This is a genomic window from Intrasporangium calvum DSM 43043, assembly GCF_000184685.1.
In the GTDB taxonomy this organism is placed as follows: Bacteria; Actinomycetota; Actinomycetes; order Actinomycetales; family Dermatophilaceae; genus Intrasporangium; species Intrasporangium calvum.
The window spans coordinates 3628777-3644134 of record NC_014830.1; the positions used below are offsets into that span (position 1 = coordinate 3628777).

The following is a 15358-nucleotide window of genomic DNA, read 5'->3' on the forward strand; positions in this document are numbered from 1 at the left end:
TGTCGCACTGACCGAAAGGACCCCATGCCCAGCACGTCGAGCATCAAGTCGTCGACCATCCGCGGTGCCCGCAAGCTGATCCGCCACACCCCTCTCGGGCCGCTCGCGGTCCTGCCCAAGCAGGGTGGCGGGGCCGGCCGCTCCGCGCTCGCCATCCGGGCCCGTCACCTCATCAAGGTCGGGCGGCCGCTCGATGCCCTTCGCCTCGTCGACCGTTCCCCGGCGGGCAGCCTCCCCGCGAACCTCGCAGCCGTGCGTGCCGAGGCCCTCTGGGCCGTAGGACGCGGCACCGAAGCCCTGGCGGCCATCCGCGCCGTGACCGACCGGCCCAGAGTCGAGGTGCCGGCCCTGGTCGCCCACTTCGCCATCGCCGGCGCCCTGCGTGAGCAGGATGACGTCGCGAGACTCGCCGTGCTGGCGACGAGCGCCCGCCCGCGCAACCGGGCCGAGTCCACCCAGCTCGCCGAGGCCTTCACGACCGACGACCCGGACGTGGCCACCGCCTTCATCGACCACGTCGGAACCTGGACCCATGCCCTGCCGATGAGGTCCCTCGTGCGCCTCGACAACCTGCTCCTGCGTGCGCAGGGGGCCGACCACGAGGCGCTCGCCGCGCGAGTGCGCCATGAGGCCCTCGATGCTGACGACGGCCAGCGGGCCATCCTGCGGGCGATGGAGCTGGAGGACTGGCCGCTCCTCGCCGAGGTGCTGCGGGGCCGAGTCCTCAAGCCGTCGCACGCCGCCCGGATGCGGCGCCTCGCCTCCCGCGCGCTGAAGGCCGGCTACCTCGGCGAGGCCGCGGTGCTGGCCGAGTCGGCCTTCACGTCGCTCCCCGAGCAGGACGGCGCCCGCGAGATCCACGTCGACGCCATGGACCGGCTCGGCATCGTGCGGGCCGGCTGGCCCGTCGCCCCGGTCCGCCCCCGCTCCTACGACGTCAGCCCCCGCGCCACTCTGTCCGTCCTCGCCCAGTCCCTCCCGCACCGGTCAGGGGGCTATGCCACCCGCTCGCACGGGATCCTCGTCGGACTGCGCAACCTCGGCTGGGACGCCGAGGCGGTCACCCGGCTCGGCTTCCCCTACGACCGGTGGCCCAGCACGTCCACCGACGAGGTCCCTCCCGAGGACGTCGTCGACGGGGTCGTGTACCGCCGGCTCCTCGAGCCGGGCGAGCGGGCCTACTCGACCACCCCGATGAGCTCGTACATCGAGCGGTTCGCCCACCGGATCGAGGACGAGGCCACCCGCCGGCGCGCTGCCCTGATCCACGCCTCGAGCTTCCAGAACAACGGCCTCGCCGGGCTCGCGGCGGCGCGGCGACTGGGGATTCCCTTCGTCTACGAGATGCGGGGGCTCGAGGACCTGATGAAGGTCTCCCGCGACCCTGGCTTCATCGAGACCGACGCCCACCGCTACCTCACCGGGCTGGAGAACCACATCGTCGCCCACGCCGACCTCACCTTCGTCATCACCGAGGCGCTGCGTGAGGAGATGATCCGCCGCGGCGGGCCCGCAGACCGCATCGAGGTGCTCCCCAACGGCGTCAACACCGCCGACTTCGAGCCCCGCCCCCGGGACGAGGCGCTCCAGGCCGAGCTCGGGCTCACTGGCCGGACCATCATCGGCTACGCCGGCGGGCTCGTGGACTACGAGGGGCTCGACCTCCTGCTCGAGGCAGCTGCGATCCTCAAGCGCGAACGGGCGGACTTCGGCGTCGTCATCGTCGGGGACGGCCATTTCGACGCGCGCCTGCGCCAGCTCGCCGTCGACCTCGACGTCACGGACGTCGTCACGTTCACCGGTCGGGTGCCGCACTCCGAGGTCCCGCGCTACCTCTCGATCTTCGACATCACCCCGTTCCCCCGGCTGCCGCTTCCCGTGTGCGAGCTGATCTCGCCGATCAAGCCCTTCGAGGCGATGGCCATGGGCAAGGCGGTCATCTCGTCCTCCGTCGCGGCGCTGACCGAGATCGTGGAGCAGGACGTGCGCGGGCTGGTGTTCGAGAAGGGCTCGAGCGCCGACCTGGCCGTGCAGCTGCGACGCTGTCTCGACTCAGCGGAGCTCCGCGCGACGCTCGGCGCACAGGCCCGGGAGTGGGTTCTCGCCGAGCGAGACTGGTCCGACGTCGTCACGGTGGTCGACGCCGCCTACCGCCGCCTCACGGGGGCGTGATGCCCGCGCTGACTACACTGGCGCGGTGCTCCGACACCTGAGGTCCTCACCGCGATGGCTCGCGTGGTTGTTGCTCGGCGCCGGAGTGGCCGGTCTGCTCCTTCCGTGGCTGCTCGCGCCGATCATCGGTGACGAGCGGTACCACTACGTGGCCGCACCGACCCGGATGGACGGCAGCCTCCTCAACGTCTTCATGTGGACCATCAACGACATCGGTCCACGGATGGCGCACGGCCGGATCGCCCCCGTCGGCGTCTTCGCGCAGCAGGTGGGCTACCTGCTCGGCATGCAGCTCGCCTTCGCCACCGGCATCCCCCTCGCCCTGGCCCACGGCATCATCAAGGCCGTCCTGCTCCTCTCGATCGTGGCCTCGTTCGCCCTGCTGCTGGGCGTGGTCCGGCGCCGCGACGGGGAGCGCCTCGACCGAGGTCTACGCAGGAGGACGCTCCTGGTCTTCACCGCGCTCCTGGTCCTCGGGGTGACCGCCACCTCCCCGGTTCGCAACGGATGGACCGCCTACATCGTCCTGTGCATCGGCGGCGTCGCCCTGCTGCTCGTCGCGGGCGCCGTCTCCGCGTGGGCCCTGCGCCTGTCCACCCGGACCGGGGCACCCGGCAGGCTGGGCACCGCGCTGGTGCTCTTCGTGCTCGGTGCCACGATCATGCTCAGCTACGAGATGCACTGGGCTGCGGTCCCGTTCGCCATCGTCCTCCTTGCCTTCACCGACACCTCCGCGTGGAAGCACCGGATCATCCTCATTGTCTCCATCAGTGCGGGGTGGCTCACTGCCTTCGTCTGGACCCGGCTCCTGCTGGCGAACGCCAGCGGCGTCAACTACTCCGGCACCCGCCTCGACCTCGGAGGCCCCGTTCTCCGGACCGCGACGCTTCAGGTCCTCAACGCCATTCCCGGATCCGGCGTGCGGAACGCGACCCGCACCGTCGGCGAGGGGCTCCCTGTGCCAGCTCCCTTCCAGGGTGCCGGGTGGCTCTGGGGCCTGTTGACCGCCCTCGGGTTCGCGCTGCTGCTCGCTCGGCCACGCACTCGGACGACCGAGCCCACCGCCCCGGACCGGGTGACCCTCATGGTTCTCGGCGCCGGCTTGATCGCGTCGGCGGGGGCCGTCGCGCTGGTCACCTCCGTGTCCGCTCAGTCGCACGACATCGTCAGCTCCTTCGGAGACACGTATCGGGGCACTGCCTGGATCTGGGCCTGCCTGGCCGGCGCCGGGGCCACGGCGCTCGTCGGCATCACCGGCGGTCGCAGGACCACCGGCCTGGTGATCGTGACCCCGGTCGCGCTCGCCGCGATCCTCGTCGGGGTCCTGGTCTGGCCCACCACCGTCAGCGCGATACAGACCATCCGAGCCGTGGACCAGTACGCACTGTGGGAGACCGCGCAGGCTCAGCTCGTGAGCGGGGCCTCCGAGCCGATGGCTGAGGCCCGGCGGTGCGAGCTAGCTGCGCAGGCACGCACGTGGGCGAAGGGCGCCTACTTCGGCAAGTTCCTCCCCTTCCACGAGGAGGCGTTCGCCCGGCAGTGGCAACGCCCCTGGTGCCCGTCCGACGTCGCGGGGACCCGCTGACCTGCCCCCACCCCGGCGGCGACAGGGTGAAGGCCGCTCGCTCAGCGATCGAAGAGGCCTGCGCGCTCGAAGAGCATCTCCACCAGCGGCCGCATCGTGTCGGCGTAGGTCTTCGTCACGTGGCTGCCCTGCCGGTACACGAGCACCCCGCCGATCGCCACCGGGCACTGTCCGTCCGTCATCGGCGGGCACACCCAGGGGTTGAGGTCGATCCACTGACGGCCGTCCCGGAGGGCGACCGCCTCCTTGAGCGCGGCGCTGCCCCGACCGTCGTTGGCTGGGAACGCACACGACAACAGGTCATCGGGGTGCTTGTCCGCGCACTCGTACACCGGGACGTCGCCCGACGGTGCGGGACTGTCGCTGATCGCGATGACGCGGGTGCCGACCGCTTCCAGTCGCTTCCAGAAGTCGTCATATCCCGTGACGAAGGACTTCTGGGCCCGACCCTCGGAATCTCCACCCTTGACCGTCGAGGTCATCACCATGTCGACCCGTCCTGCTGCCGACGTGAGCCGCTTCAGCACGTTGTCGTTGAACGTCCCGCAGTCCTCAGCCGACTGGGCTGGGTTGAAGGGGCAGGCGCTCTTGAGGTACAGCTCCAGACGCCAGCCCTTCTCTTTGGCGATGTCGTTGAACACGTCGAACCACTGACCCAGCTTGGAGTCGCCGACCAATGCGACCGTCACCGACCCGGCCTTGTCGCCGTAGACACAGCTCGGATCGATGGCGACCACCCCGACCGCGACCTGGCACCCATCCGCGTAGTAGGCAGGTACGTCCTTCGGCGCCAGCGCCGGGTCGGGGTAGAGCTTTCCCGACCGAGTGATCTCTGGGCTCGAGTCCTGGAGGGGTCTGGCGGGCTCTTTCAGGTCGGGACCGAACCCCAGCGCGGCTGCACCCCGCGCCGCTGCCGGCCTGACTTCCTCCTGCGGAGCCTGGGCGTAGACGACCGATGCGGCGGCCAGCGAGAGGGCCATCCCCGCTGCGCCCATGGCGAGCGTCGGTCCCGTACGGCGCGCGAAGAGTGGCCCGAAGCGGATCGGGTCCTCGATGAGGTGCTTCGACAGCCAGGCGAATCCCACCGAAGCCACAGCGATGAGCACCTTGTGCCAGCGAGTGAGGTCAACGACCTGGCCCGAGAGGATGATGAGCGGCCAGTGCCAGAGGTAGATGGAGTACGAGAGGCCGCCGATCCACACCATCGGGCGGACCGACAGGAGCCGACCGACCGGCGTCAACGGGTTGGCCACCCCCGCAGCGATGACCGCGGCGGTCCCGACGGTGGGAAAGAGCGCTGCCGAACCCGGCCACGGTGTCTGCGTCGAGATGACGAGGCCCGAGCCCAGGACGAGGGCCAGACCGACCGCGGCCACGACCAGCGCGGCCCGGTCGGTCATCCTTCTGAGCAGGGGCACTGCACAGGCCAGGAGGGAGCCGATACCCAGCTCCCACGCTCGGGTCGTGGAGTAGAAGTACGCCGTCTGCGGCGCGGTGTCCGTGTGCCGGACGGAGTAGATGAGGGACACCGCCACGATGAGGGCGATGGCGACCGCGATGATCCGTCGGATGCTGAAGCCGAACCGGCGCGCCACCCAGGCGAGCAGGATCATCATCACCGGGATCACGACATAGAACTGCTCCTCGACCGAGAGCGACCAGTAGTGCTGCACGGGCGACACGGCGGCGTCCTCGGCGAGGTAGTCCACCGCCCGGAAGGCGAGGGCCCAGTTGACGACGTAGAGCGCGGCCGCGATCACATCGGTCGACAGGTCGCCCAGCTGGCTCCGCGGCATCACGAGCCAGCCGACCAGGGCCGTGAAGACGAGGACGACCGTCGCCGCAGGCAGGAGCCGGCGGGCCCGGCGGGCGTAGAACTTCAGCAGCGACACCGTGCCGGACCGCTCGGCCTCAGTGAGCAGCCCGGACGTGATCAGGAACCCGGAGATGACGAAGAACACGTCGACTCCGGCGAAACCACCGGAGAGTCGGTCGACGCCGAGGTGGTAGATGAGCACGAAGAGCACGGCGACCGACCGCAGCCCTTCGATGTCTCCCCTCATGACGGAACGTGGCTTCGTGCTGGCAGAGCTCATGCGGCTGCGGGTCTTCCTTCCAAGCGGGTCGAGGTCCATGCGGGACGCACCATGGTCACACGGTCACGTGGGTCGTTGCATCTCCGTAGAAGGCCAACGTGGCACGTCTGGCGAGCAGTTCCATGTCCGTGATGGGCCACGTGTGTCCGTCCGGGCTGGTGGAACGGACGGACACGAAGTTGAATCGGTCGGCGGAGTAGACCTTGCCACCGGCGGCCCGGACCTTGTCCAGGAACGTCGTGTCGACGCGTCGCGGGAGATCCTCGAACTTCTCGGCGAGCGCGACGTCTCGCGGCACGAGCATGGTCCCGCCCTGGACCAGCTTGACGTAGCGGTGCTCGGCGTCGGGGAACCGCAGCAAGGTCGCACCGGTCGCCGTGAGATGCGCATAGTGGGCCCACTTGCCGACGACGACGGCCTCGGTGTACTCGAAGGCCCGCACGAGGTCCCGGAGGTAGTGCTCTGCATAGACGTTGTCGTCGTCCATCTTGGCGATGTACCGGCCCGACGCAGCCTCGACCCCGAGGTTCATGCAGGCGCCGAGCGTGAGTGAGGAGTCCGCGTGCCGGAGCACCGGTGCCGAGAGCCCTCGTTCCGTGGCCCGCGCGGCGACCTCGCCGGGGTCGTGCTCGAAGCCGTGCGTGACGAGGACGAGCTCGATCTCCTCGTGCGACTGGCCCGCGATGAAGTCGAGGACGTGGTCGAGCTGATCTGGTCGCATGGTGGGCACGACGGCGCTGATCGACTGGTCGACACCCGCAACGGGATGGCCGACCCGGGCGAGGACCTCGGCGACCCGGTGCCGGTAGAGGTGCTCGTCGAAGACGCGCCGGTGGGCGCGCAACGCGATCCGGTCGCGGTACTCGGCGTGGCGGAGCAGCACGGTGAGGGCGCGCTCGGTCTCGTCCGCGCTGCCCGAGACGGTGATCGTGTCGCCGAAGAACGGCTCGATGGACGCTGCGGGGCCGCTGATCACCGGCGTCTGGGCTGCCGAGAGCTCGAACAGCCGGCGAGCACACATCGTCGGGGACGTCGTCACGGAGTTGACGTTGAGGAACACCTTGTAGGACGTGTAGGCGGCGAGCATCCGCTCGTACGGCAACGAGCCCACGACGCTGGATCGGAACTCCGGCGGGAACTGGTAGCGCTGGTCCTCGAGCGCCATCCTGGAGTAGATGTGCAGACCGTGGCCGAGGGCCGGCCTGATGACGCTGTCCACCTGAGCCCGGCGCTCCGGGTGCTTCTCGGTGAAGTAGGTGCCCGCGAAGGCCACCTCGTGCTCACGGCCGTGGTCGCGGAGGACCGGGTTGTGCAGCCTCGGCTGGGCGCCGAACGGCAACAGCCCCACCCGGTCATGGCCGAGGTCGCGGCGGTAGTCGGGCAGGCGGTCCGCGTCGACCGTGAGGACCTGGTCGAACCACTGGGCCGTGTCGAGGAACCGGTCGTAGTTCGGCGGGTCCTCCTTGTTCCAGAACACGGTCGGGACCCCCTGCTCACGCGCCCACTCGACGAGCTCCCTCAGCTCGTCGCGGATCGCTCCCGGTGCCGTCATGGCGAGCCGCCAGGATCCGCCGTTGCCCTGCCAGGCCGACTCCACGAAGAGAAGGTCCGGCAGGCGCGGCTCGCTCATCTGCTCGCGCCACTCGCCGGGCCGGAGCTCGACCTGGTCCCACTCGTACCGAAGGGCGAGCGCGGAGAACGGATCGAGGATCACGGCAGCGCGGATCTGCGGACGGACCGACGGGCCGGTGGGCAGCTCGAAGTCCGGCAGTGACGTGCGCAGTCTGACCTTGGGACGAAGTGCCGGAAAGCGGCGGTGCAGCTCCTTGCGCAGCTTGCGGGGGAGGTCGCTGCGCACCCTGCTGTCCGTCATCGCCTCACGGACGACCTTGGTGGCTCGGTCCAGGTCGCGGCGCAGACCGATGTCGCGTGAGGTCATGGCTACCAGTGTGACAGTCGCTCAGTCGTGCTCCCGACGTGTGCCAAGATGCCCGTATGGCGCCACCGGGTCACGAGCTGTCCGCCGACAGCGACCGGGACCGCCGCGTCGAGATCGCCGCCCTGCTCGCCAACGTGCCCGCGCTCGCCGCCGTCCTGACCCAGCACCTGGGTCGCGACCCGTGGAAGGCTGCCTCGGTCGTGCTCCGGGCCGGGCCGCCGCAGCTGCGAGAAGCGGTCCGTTCCGCCCCGGTGCGTGGCCGTCTGCCCGCTCTCGCCGTCGTTGCGGACGCCGCAGCGGGCCGTCGCGACGAGGCCGTCCTCGCGCTCAGCTCGCTCGTCACCAGCGGGACACCAGGACAGCTGCGGGCCGCGGCGGCGGTCGCAGCCGTGCTCGACCGGCCGGACCTCGCTGACGCCGCCGTGGAGCGACTGCCGGAGGGGGACGCCGCTCGGAAGCGGCTCCGAGCGCTCGCAGCGTGGTCCGAAGGCAGGCTGAACCACGCGGTCGGCCTGGCCGAAGGCACGCCCGGCGGTCGGCACACGCGGCTCACCGAGGGGCTGCGCGCTCAGCTCCGCGTGCTCGAAGCCCGCGCGGTCCACGGCCTGCCGGAGCGGGGAGCGCCGTCGGACGGGGTCCCCACCGGGCGGCACGAGGGCAGCCCCCCCACCGTCCTGCACGTGGTCACCAACGCCCTCCCGGAGGTGCAGGCCGGCTACACGCTCCGGTCGCAGGGCATCGCCGCCGGCCAACGAGCTGCGGGGATCGACGCGCACATCGTCACCCGGCTCGGCTTCCCCGTCGACATGGGTCGCATCACCCTCTCGGCGAACTTCACCCACGAGGGCGTCCCGACCCACCGGCTGCTACCGCTACAGGGTGTGCCGGTGCGGGCAGACCGGCGACTGGCCGCCCATGTCGACCATCTGGCCCAGCTCGCTCGCCGCATCGACGCCGACGTGCTCCACGCCCACAGCCGTCACGAGAACGGCCAGGCGGCCCTGCTCGCCGGGGCCCGGCTGGGACGGCCCGTCGTCTACGAGGCCCGCGGGTTCCTCGAGGAGACGTGGCGCAGCCGGGGCGGGCGCGCGGACTCCGACTTCTACCGCCTCTCCCGCGAGGCCGAGACGGCCTGCATGCGAGCCGCTGACGCCGTCGTCACCGTCTCCGAGCCGATGCGCGCCGACATCGTCGCTCGGGGCATCCCGGCGGGCAAGGTGACGGTCGTCAGCAACGCGGTGTCCGCCGGCTATCTCGCTGACGTGCCGGACGCGAGCGCTCTGCGAGCCCGGCTGGGCATCGCAGCCGACGCATTCGTCGTGGGCCTGGTGAGCACCCTCAACGACTACGAGGGCGTGGACGTGTTGCTCCGCGCAGCCGCGCTCGTCGACGACCCGCGACTCGTGGTTCTCGTGGTCGGTGACGGACCGGCTCGCCGCGACCTCGAACGCCTGGCGCGGGAGACGCTGAACCCGGCGGGCGCCGTCTTCACCGGACGCGTCCCGCACTCCGTCGCCCGCGACCACCATGCCGCCCTGGACGTCTTCTGCGTCCCGCGCCGACGGACGCCGGTCACCACTCTCGTCCCCCCGCTCAAGCCGCTCGAGGCGATGGCGACGGGCCGGCCCGTCATCGTCAGCGAGCTCCCGCCGCTCGTGGAGCTGGTCGGCCCGGCAGGGGGCAACGACGGGCCGGCCGCGCCCGGCCTGCGCGGCCTCCTGGCTGCACCGGACGACCCGGTCGCGTGGGCAGAGGCCCTGAAGGTGCTCCTGTATGATCCAGCGCTGAGGACACGCATGGGTCGAGCCGCGAGGCGCTGGGTCCGTGAGAACCGAACCTGGGATGCTGCCGCCCTCACGTACGCAGATCTCTACGCTCGGGTTCTGAACGTGACGGGGACGGCCCCCGCCCAAGACGAGGGAGCAACCCGTGGCAGTTGACGCCGCCGTGATCGGCCTCGGCTACGTCGGCCTGCCGCTCGCGCAGGCCGCGTCGCGGGCCGGCCTGACGGTCGTCGGTCTCGACATCGCCGAGGACGTCGTCGCGTCGCTCAACTCCGGCTGCTCCCACATCGACGACCTGTCGGCAGCCGACATCTCCCAGATGCTCCATGCAGGTTTCCGAGCGACCACGGACCCCACCGAGCTCAACGCTGCCGAGACGATCGTGATCAGCGTCCCTACGCCCCTGTCGCCGGACGGCGGCCCGGACCTCAGCGCCGTCGAGGCGGCCGTGGCGACCGTGGCTGCGCAGCTCCGCCCCGGGATGCTCGTCATTCTCGAGTCGACCACCTACCCCGGGACGACCGACGAAGTGGTCCGGCCCATCCTCGAAGCGGGTGGCCTCAGCGCGGGCACCGACTTCCATCTCGCCTTCTCGCCCGAGCGCATCGACCCCGGCAACGCCTCGTTCGGGGCCACCAACACCCCCAAGGTCGTCGGCGGACACACACCCGCCTGCACCGAGGCAGCCGCCTCCTTCTACGGCAGGTTCGTGGACACCGTCGTGCGCACCAAGGGCACGCGCGAGGCGGAGATGGCCAAGCTGCTCGAGAACACCTACCGCCACATCAACATCGCCCTGGTCAACGAGATGGCTCGCTTCTGCCACGACCTCGAGATCGACCTCTGGGACGTCATCGACGCGGCCAGCTCCAAGCCGTTCGGCTTCCAGGCGTTCTATCCGGGCCCGGGGGTCGGCGGGCACTGCATCCCCATCGACCCCAACTACCTGTCCCACAACGTCCGAGCCCGCCTGGGCTACCCGTTCCGGTTCGTGGAGCTGGCCCAGGAGATCAACGCGACGATGCCGGGCTACGTGGTGAGGCGCGCACAGGACGCCCTCAACGACGACGCCAAGGCACTGCGTGGCTCCACCGTCCTCATCCTCGGTGTCACCTACAAGCCCGACATCGCGGACGAGCGTGAGAGCCCGGCGGTGCCCCTCGCCCGCCAGCTCGTCGCCCACGGCGCCACGGTCCGCTTCCACGACCCGAAGATCACGCAGTGGCGGGCGCTCGGCGACGCCGCAACCAGGGTGGAAGACCCGTCGACCGCCGTCGCCGAGGCAGACCTGACGATCCTCGTCCAGAACCACCGCGAGTACGACGTTGATGCCCTCGCCGCGGCCGCACAGCGGTTCTTCGACACCCGGGGCGTCGTGACCGAGGGCGAGAGGATCCAACGCCTGTGACCGCCGAAGCCTCACCGACCACCGCCGCTGTGCCGGACGGCCTCGAGCCCCGGCCGCTCTCCGCCGACGAGTCCAGGGCGCTGGCGGAACGCCACGCCCTGATGCAGATCGGGGTTCGCCCACCACTGACCGCCTACTTGCGCGATCTCTGGCGCAAACGCCACTTCATCTGGACGCTCGCCTCGTCCCAGGCCTACGCCGCTCACCAGAAGTACCTGCTGGGCCAGGTCTGGGCCGTGCTCAACCCCCTGCTCCTCGTCGCGTCGTACTACCTGATCTTCGGGGTGCTGCTCAACACGAGGAGGGGCACGGCCAACTACCTCGGCTTCCTCACGATCGGGATCTTCCTCTTCAGCTTCATCGCCTCCTCGATGACCTCGGGCGCGAAGGCGATCACGAACAACATCGGTCTCGTCAGATCGCTTCGCTTCCCCCGGGCCGTGCTGCCCATCGCCGTGACGCTGACCCAGCTGATCCACACCCTGCCTGCGCTAGGTGTCCTCGTGCTGCTCATGCTGGTCACCGGTGAGCCGATCCAGCTCGAGTGGCTGATGCTGCCCGTGGCCATCGTGCTGCTGTTCCTCAACGTCCTCGGGATCACCTTCTTCCTGGCCCGGATCGTCGAGATCTCCAGGGACATCGGCAACCTGGTCCCAGTGGTCACCCGACTGCTCCGCTACATCTCCGGTGTGTTCTTCAGCATCGACAGCTACGCCGGGCACCCCGTCGTCCACGCGATCATGGCCTACCAGCCGGTCTCCCTGCCGCTGACCATCATGCGCGAAGCGCTCCTGTCCGAGTCGCCCATCCACTTGGGAAACTGGCTCCTCGCCCTCGGTTGGGCCCTGGTCCTCCCGATCACCGGCTTCCTGTTCTTCTGGCGCGCGGAGGCGAGGTATGGCCGTGCCTCCTGAGCCGACCCAGCCAACCACCGAAGACGGCGCGCCCGAGCCGAAACCGAGCGTGATCGTCTCCGGCCTCGACATCGTCTACGAGGTCTACGGCGCCAAGCGCGGACGGGCCGTCGCCTCCTCTGATGACGAGAACGGCCTGCGGATCGTCGAGCGCCTCCTCGGTGACCGCCAGGAGAAGATGGGCCACGTCCAGAAGGTCCACGCCGTCAAGGACGTCTCCTTCGTCGCCAACGTCGGCGAGTCCATCGGCATCATCGGGCGCAACGGCTCGGGCAAGAGCACGCTGCTCCGCGCCATCGCCGGCCTGATCCCGCCGACCTCTGGCTCCGTGTGGCTCTCCGGCGAGCCGTCCCTCCTCGGTGTCAACGCCGTGCTCCTCGGGGACCTCACGGGCGAGCGCAACATCCTGATCGGGGGCCAGGCCCTCGGGCTCTCTCCCAAGGAGGTCCGGTCCCGGTTCGACGACATCGTCGAGTTCTCCGGGATCGGTGACTTCGTCTACATGCCGATGAAGGCCTACTCGTCCGGGATGGGGGCGCGGCTGCGGTTCGCCATCTCCACGGCCAAGACGCCCGACATCCTCATGGTCGACGAGGCGCTGGCGACCGGGGACGCCGACTTCAAGGCACGCAGCTCGGAGCGGATCAGGGAGATCCGCGACGAAGCCGGCACGGTCTTCCTCGTCAGTCACTCCAACAGCACCGTCCGAGAGATGTGCACCCGCGCGCTCTGGATGGACAAGGGGCGCCTCATCGCGGACGGACCGGCCGAAGACGTCGTCGCCGCCTACCAGAAGACGTTTCCGCAGAAGCCCAAGAAGGCCACGGACAGCCCGGGCCCCAGGGCCAAGGACTCATGACGGACCCCACGCCACCGCCGGTCCGGGAGCCCTCGTCGGGTCCCAGGGCGAGGGCGGCGAACCGGCCGGTCCTGGTCGTCACCGTCGTGCACCACCCGGATGACGCCCGCATCCGCTACCGCGAGATCGAGGCGCTGCTCGACGCCGGGCACCCCGTGACCTACGCCGCGCCGTTCGCGGACTACGGTGTCGACCCAGCCCCGCGGGCGGGCCTGACCACCATCGACCTCCCCCGGGCCGTCGGCCGACGACGACTGAAGGCGCTCAGGGAGTCACGCCGCCTGCTGGCCCGTCTGGCGCCTGCCCATGGCGCCGTGATCATCCACGATCCCGAGCTGCTCCTTGCCGCCACCGGGCGTCGCCTCCCGCACCTCATCTGGGACGTGCACGAGGACACGGCTGCGGCGATCGAGATCAAGGGCTGGCTCCCGCCCCGCCTTCGCCGACCTGCCGCTGCCGCCGTCCGCTGGCTCGAGAGGGCCGCAGAGCGCCGCCACGCCCTCCTGCTCGCCGAGCCCGGCTACACCGACCGCTTCTCCCGCACGCACCCGGTCATCCCCAACACGACGACCGTTCCGGAGACCGTGGCCCCCCCGGGGTCGGAACGCGTGGTCTACCTCGGAGCGGTCACCGTGGCCCGGGGGGCCCGAACCATGGCCGAGGCCGGCCGCCTGGTCCGCCAGCACACGGACGGTGCCGTCTCCGTGGAGATCATCGGCCCCCCGCGCGACGAGGAGAGCCGACGCATCCTCGAGGAGGCCGCGGACCGGGGCGATCTCCGGCTGCACGGCTTCGTGGCCAACCAGGCCGCACTCGAGATGGTCTCCGGGTCCCTCGCCGGGCTGTCGCTCCTGCGCGACGAGCCGAACTACCGGCACTCGACCCCGACGAAGGTCTACGAGTACCTCGCCCACGGCGTCCCCGTGGTGACGACTCCCCTGCCCCTGGCCCGGGATCTCGTCGCCGCCTCCGGCGCGGGCATCGTCGTGCCGTTCGACGACGCCGAGGCCGTGGCAGCGGCGGTCGTCGAACTGTGGCGTGACCCCGAGAGAGCCGCCCGGATGGGGGCTGACGGGCATGCCTACGCGCGGCTACACCATGACTGGCGGTCGATGCAGGATGCCTTCGTCGAGGCCGTCCGTGCCGTCATGGGGAACGATCCGCAGGCCCAGCCGGGATCTCCCGGGGTGGGCACCACGGACGGGTCCACCCAGCCGGGTGGATACAGTTGACCAGCCCTTTTCCCCAGCCCTCGGAGAGACAGTCCATGTTCCATGACGGAATCGCGGTCATCGGCCTCGGCTACATCGGCCTGCCGACGTGCGCCGCGCTCACTCGGCAAGGCCTCACCCTCAAGGGTGTCGACGTCAACCAGCACACGGTCGACGAGATCAATGCGGGCCGGGTGCCGATCGTCGAGCCGGACCTCGACGAGGCCGTCGCGGAGGCGGTGAGCAAGGGCCTGCTGAGTGCCAGCACCGAGACGCCGGAGGCCTCGGTCTACCTCATCGCCGTGCCCACGCCGTTCAAGGGCGACCACGAGCCGGACCTGTCCTACATTCGCTCGGCCACCGAGTCGATCGCCCCCCAGCTCAGGGGCGGCGAGGTCGTCATCCTTGAGTCCACGTCTCCACCCGGGACGACGCTCCAGATCAGCCGGTGGCTCGCCGAGCTGCGTCCCGACCTGAAGTTCCCGCACGAGCACGACGTTCCGGACGTGCACCTGGCGCACTGCCCTGAGCGGGTCCTGCCCGGCCGCATCATGATCGAGATCTTCAGCAACGACCGGGTCGTCGGCGGCCTGACCCCCGCCTGCGCCGAGAAGGCGGCCCAGCTGTACCGCACCTTCGTCACGGGCGAGATCCTCCTCACCGACGCGACCACGGCCGAGATGGCCAAGCTGACGGAGAACTCCTTCCGTGACGTCAACATCGCCTTCGCGAACGAGCTCGCGGAGATCTGTGAGCAGCTCGGCCTCGACGTGTGGGAGGTCATTCGCCTCGCCAACCGTCACCCGCGGGTCAACATCCTCAACCCCGGTCCCGGTGTGGGTGGCCACTGCATCGCCGTCGACCCATGGTTCATCGTGGCGGCCGCACCGGAGCAGGCCCGGCTCATCCGGACCGCACGAGAGACCAACGACGCCCGTCCGCAGACGGTCATCAGCAAGGTCAAGTCGGCCTTCGAGGAGCTCGGCAAGGGCGCCGACGGCGAGGGCGCCACGGTCGCCTGCCTCGGTCTCGCGTTCAAGGCTGACATCGACGACCTGCGCGAGTCGCCGGCGCTGCACATCACCGAACAGCTCTCCACGCAGTTTCCCGGCGCCACGGTCCTCGCGGTCGAGCCGCACGTGACGGCCCTGCCCAAGTCCTTGGACGGGAGGGCCAACGTCACGCTCGCCGAGGTGTCGCACGCGGTGCGGGAGGCCGACGTGGTCCTCCTCCTGGTCGACCACCAGCCCTTCAAACGCCTCACCCTGGGCGATCTCGAGGGCAAGAAGGTCATCGACACCCGCGGCATCTGGCGCTGACCCGCAGCTCGAAAGAGCAGTTCCGCCACATCGAAAGAGCAGTTCGCGACACTGCCCGCGGAGGTTCCTCC

10 protein-coding genes are annotated in these 15358 nt (G+C 70.2%); 8 read left to right on the forward strand and 2 right to left on the reverse strand.

The genetic code is table 11. The annotated features are described in order from the left end of the window. Window positions 1–24 precede the first annotated feature (24 nt). Window positions 25–2172: a glycosyltransferase family 4 protein gene (locus INTCA_RS16585; RefSeq protein ID WP_013494080.1), complete on the forward strand. Its 2148-nt coding sequence runs from the start codon at window positions 25–27 to the stop codon at window positions 2170–2172. A gap of 25 nt (window positions 2173–2197) precedes the next feature. Beyond that, window positions 2198–3757 (forward strand): hypothetical protein, encoded by a 1560-nt coding sequence (locus INTCA_RS16590; RefSeq protein WP_013494081.1) that lies wholly within the window; start codon window positions 2198–2200, stop codon window positions 3755–3757. A 41-nt stretch (window positions 3758–3798) separates the two neighbouring features. On the opposite strand, the gene INTCA_RS16595 is transcribed toward INTCA_RS16590, so the two are convergent. Beyond that, window positions 3799–5820 carry an acyltransferase family protein gene (locus INTCA_RS16595; protein ID WP_169312930.1) on the reverse strand — a complete coding sequence of 674 codons (2022 nt, stop codon included), beginning with the start codon at window positions 5818–5820 and terminating at the stop codon, window positions 3799–3801. 88 nt (window positions 5821–5908) lie between these two features. Further along, window positions 5909–7792 carry a glycosyltransferase family protein gene (locus INTCA_RS16600; RefSeq protein WP_013494083.1) on the reverse strand — a complete coding sequence of 628 codons (1884 nt, stop codon included), beginning with the start codon at window positions 7790–7792 and terminating at the stop codon, window positions 5909–5911. Window positions 7793–7848: 56 nt separating this feature from the next. Here INTCA_RS16600 and INTCA_RS19245 point away from each other — a divergent pair, with 56 nt between their 5' ends. Genes INTCA_RS19245 through wecC form a run of 6 tightly spaced genes read left to right on the forward strand, consistent with a single transcriptional unit; the run spans window position 7849 to window position 15287 of the window. Continuing rightward, window positions 7849–9732, forward strand: a complete 1884-nt coding sequence (locus tag INTCA_RS19245; RefSeq protein WP_013494084.1) for a glycosyltransferase family 4 protein — start codon at window positions 7849–7851, stop codon at window positions 9730–9732. Continuing rightward, the gene (locus INTCA_RS16610) at window positions 9722–10984 is read left to right on the forward strand and encodes a nucleotide sugar dehydrogenase (protein WP_013494085.1); all 1263 of its coding nucleotides are present in this window, start codon (window positions 9722–9724) and stop codon (window positions 10982–10984) included. The genes INTCA_RS19245 and INTCA_RS16610 overlap by 11 nt, the downstream gene beginning before the upstream one ends. Beyond that, window positions 10981–11898, forward strand: a complete 918-nt coding sequence (locus INTCA_RS16615; RefSeq protein ID WP_013494086.1) for an ABC transporter permease — start codon at window positions 10981–10983, stop codon at window positions 11896–11898. Before INTCA_RS16610 ends, INTCA_RS16615 begins: the two co-directional genes overlap by 4 nt. Further along, complete coding sequence (locus tag INTCA_RS16620) at window positions 11882–12757, forward strand: ABC transporter ATP-binding protein (protein ID WP_013494087.1); 876 nt, start codon at window positions 11882–11884, stop codon at window positions 12755–12757. Before INTCA_RS16615 ends, INTCA_RS16620 begins: the two co-directional genes overlap by 17 nt. Further along, window positions 12754–13989, forward strand: coding sequence for a glycosyltransferase (locus INTCA_RS16625; protein WP_013494088.1), 1236 nt, complete (start codon window positions 12754–12756; stop codon window positions 13987–13989). Before INTCA_RS16620 ends, INTCA_RS16625 begins: the two co-directional genes overlap by 4 nt. Before the next feature lie 35 nt (window positions 13990–14024). Further along, window positions 14025–15287 carry a UDP-N-acetyl-D-mannosamine dehydrogenase gene (gene wecC, locus INTCA_RS16630; protein ID WP_013494089.1) on the forward strand — a complete coding sequence of 421 codons (1263 nt, stop codon included), beginning with the start codon at window positions 14025–14027 and terminating at the stop codon, window positions 15285–15287. Window positions 15288–15358 lie beyond the last annotated feature (71 nt).

What these genes read in the sequence shown, in the direction of transcription:
- INTCA_RS16585 (WP_013494080.1), top strand. Translation starts at nt 25, where the DNA reads ATGCCCAGCACGTCGAGCATCAAGTCGTCGACCATCCGCGGTGCCCGC.
- INTCA_RS16595 (WP_169312930.1), bottom strand. Translation starts at nt 5,820, where the DNA reads ATGAGGGGAGACATCGAAGGGCTGCGGTCGGTCGCCGTGCTCTTCGTG.
- INTCA_RS16600 (WP_013494083.1), bottom strand. Translation starts at nt 7,792, where the DNA reads ATGACCTCACGCGACATCGGTCTGCGCCGCGACCTGGACCGAGCCACC.
- INTCA_RS19245 (WP_013494084.1), top strand. Translation starts at nt 7,849, where the DNA reads ATGGCGCCACCGGGTCACGAGCTGTCCGCCGACAGCGACCGGGACCGC.
- INTCA_RS16620 (WP_013494087.1), top strand. Translation starts at nt 11,882, where the DNA reads ATGGCCGTGCCTCCTGAGCCGACCCAGCCAACCACCGAAGACGGCGCG.
- INTCA_RS16625 (WP_013494088.1), top strand. Translation starts at nt 12,754, where the DNA reads ATGACGGACCCCACGCCACCGCCGGTCCGGGAGCCCTCGTCGGGTCCC.
- wecC (WP_013494089.1), top strand. Translation starts at nt 14,025, where the DNA reads ATGTTCCATGACGGAATCGCGGTCATCGGCCTCGGCTACATCGGCCTG.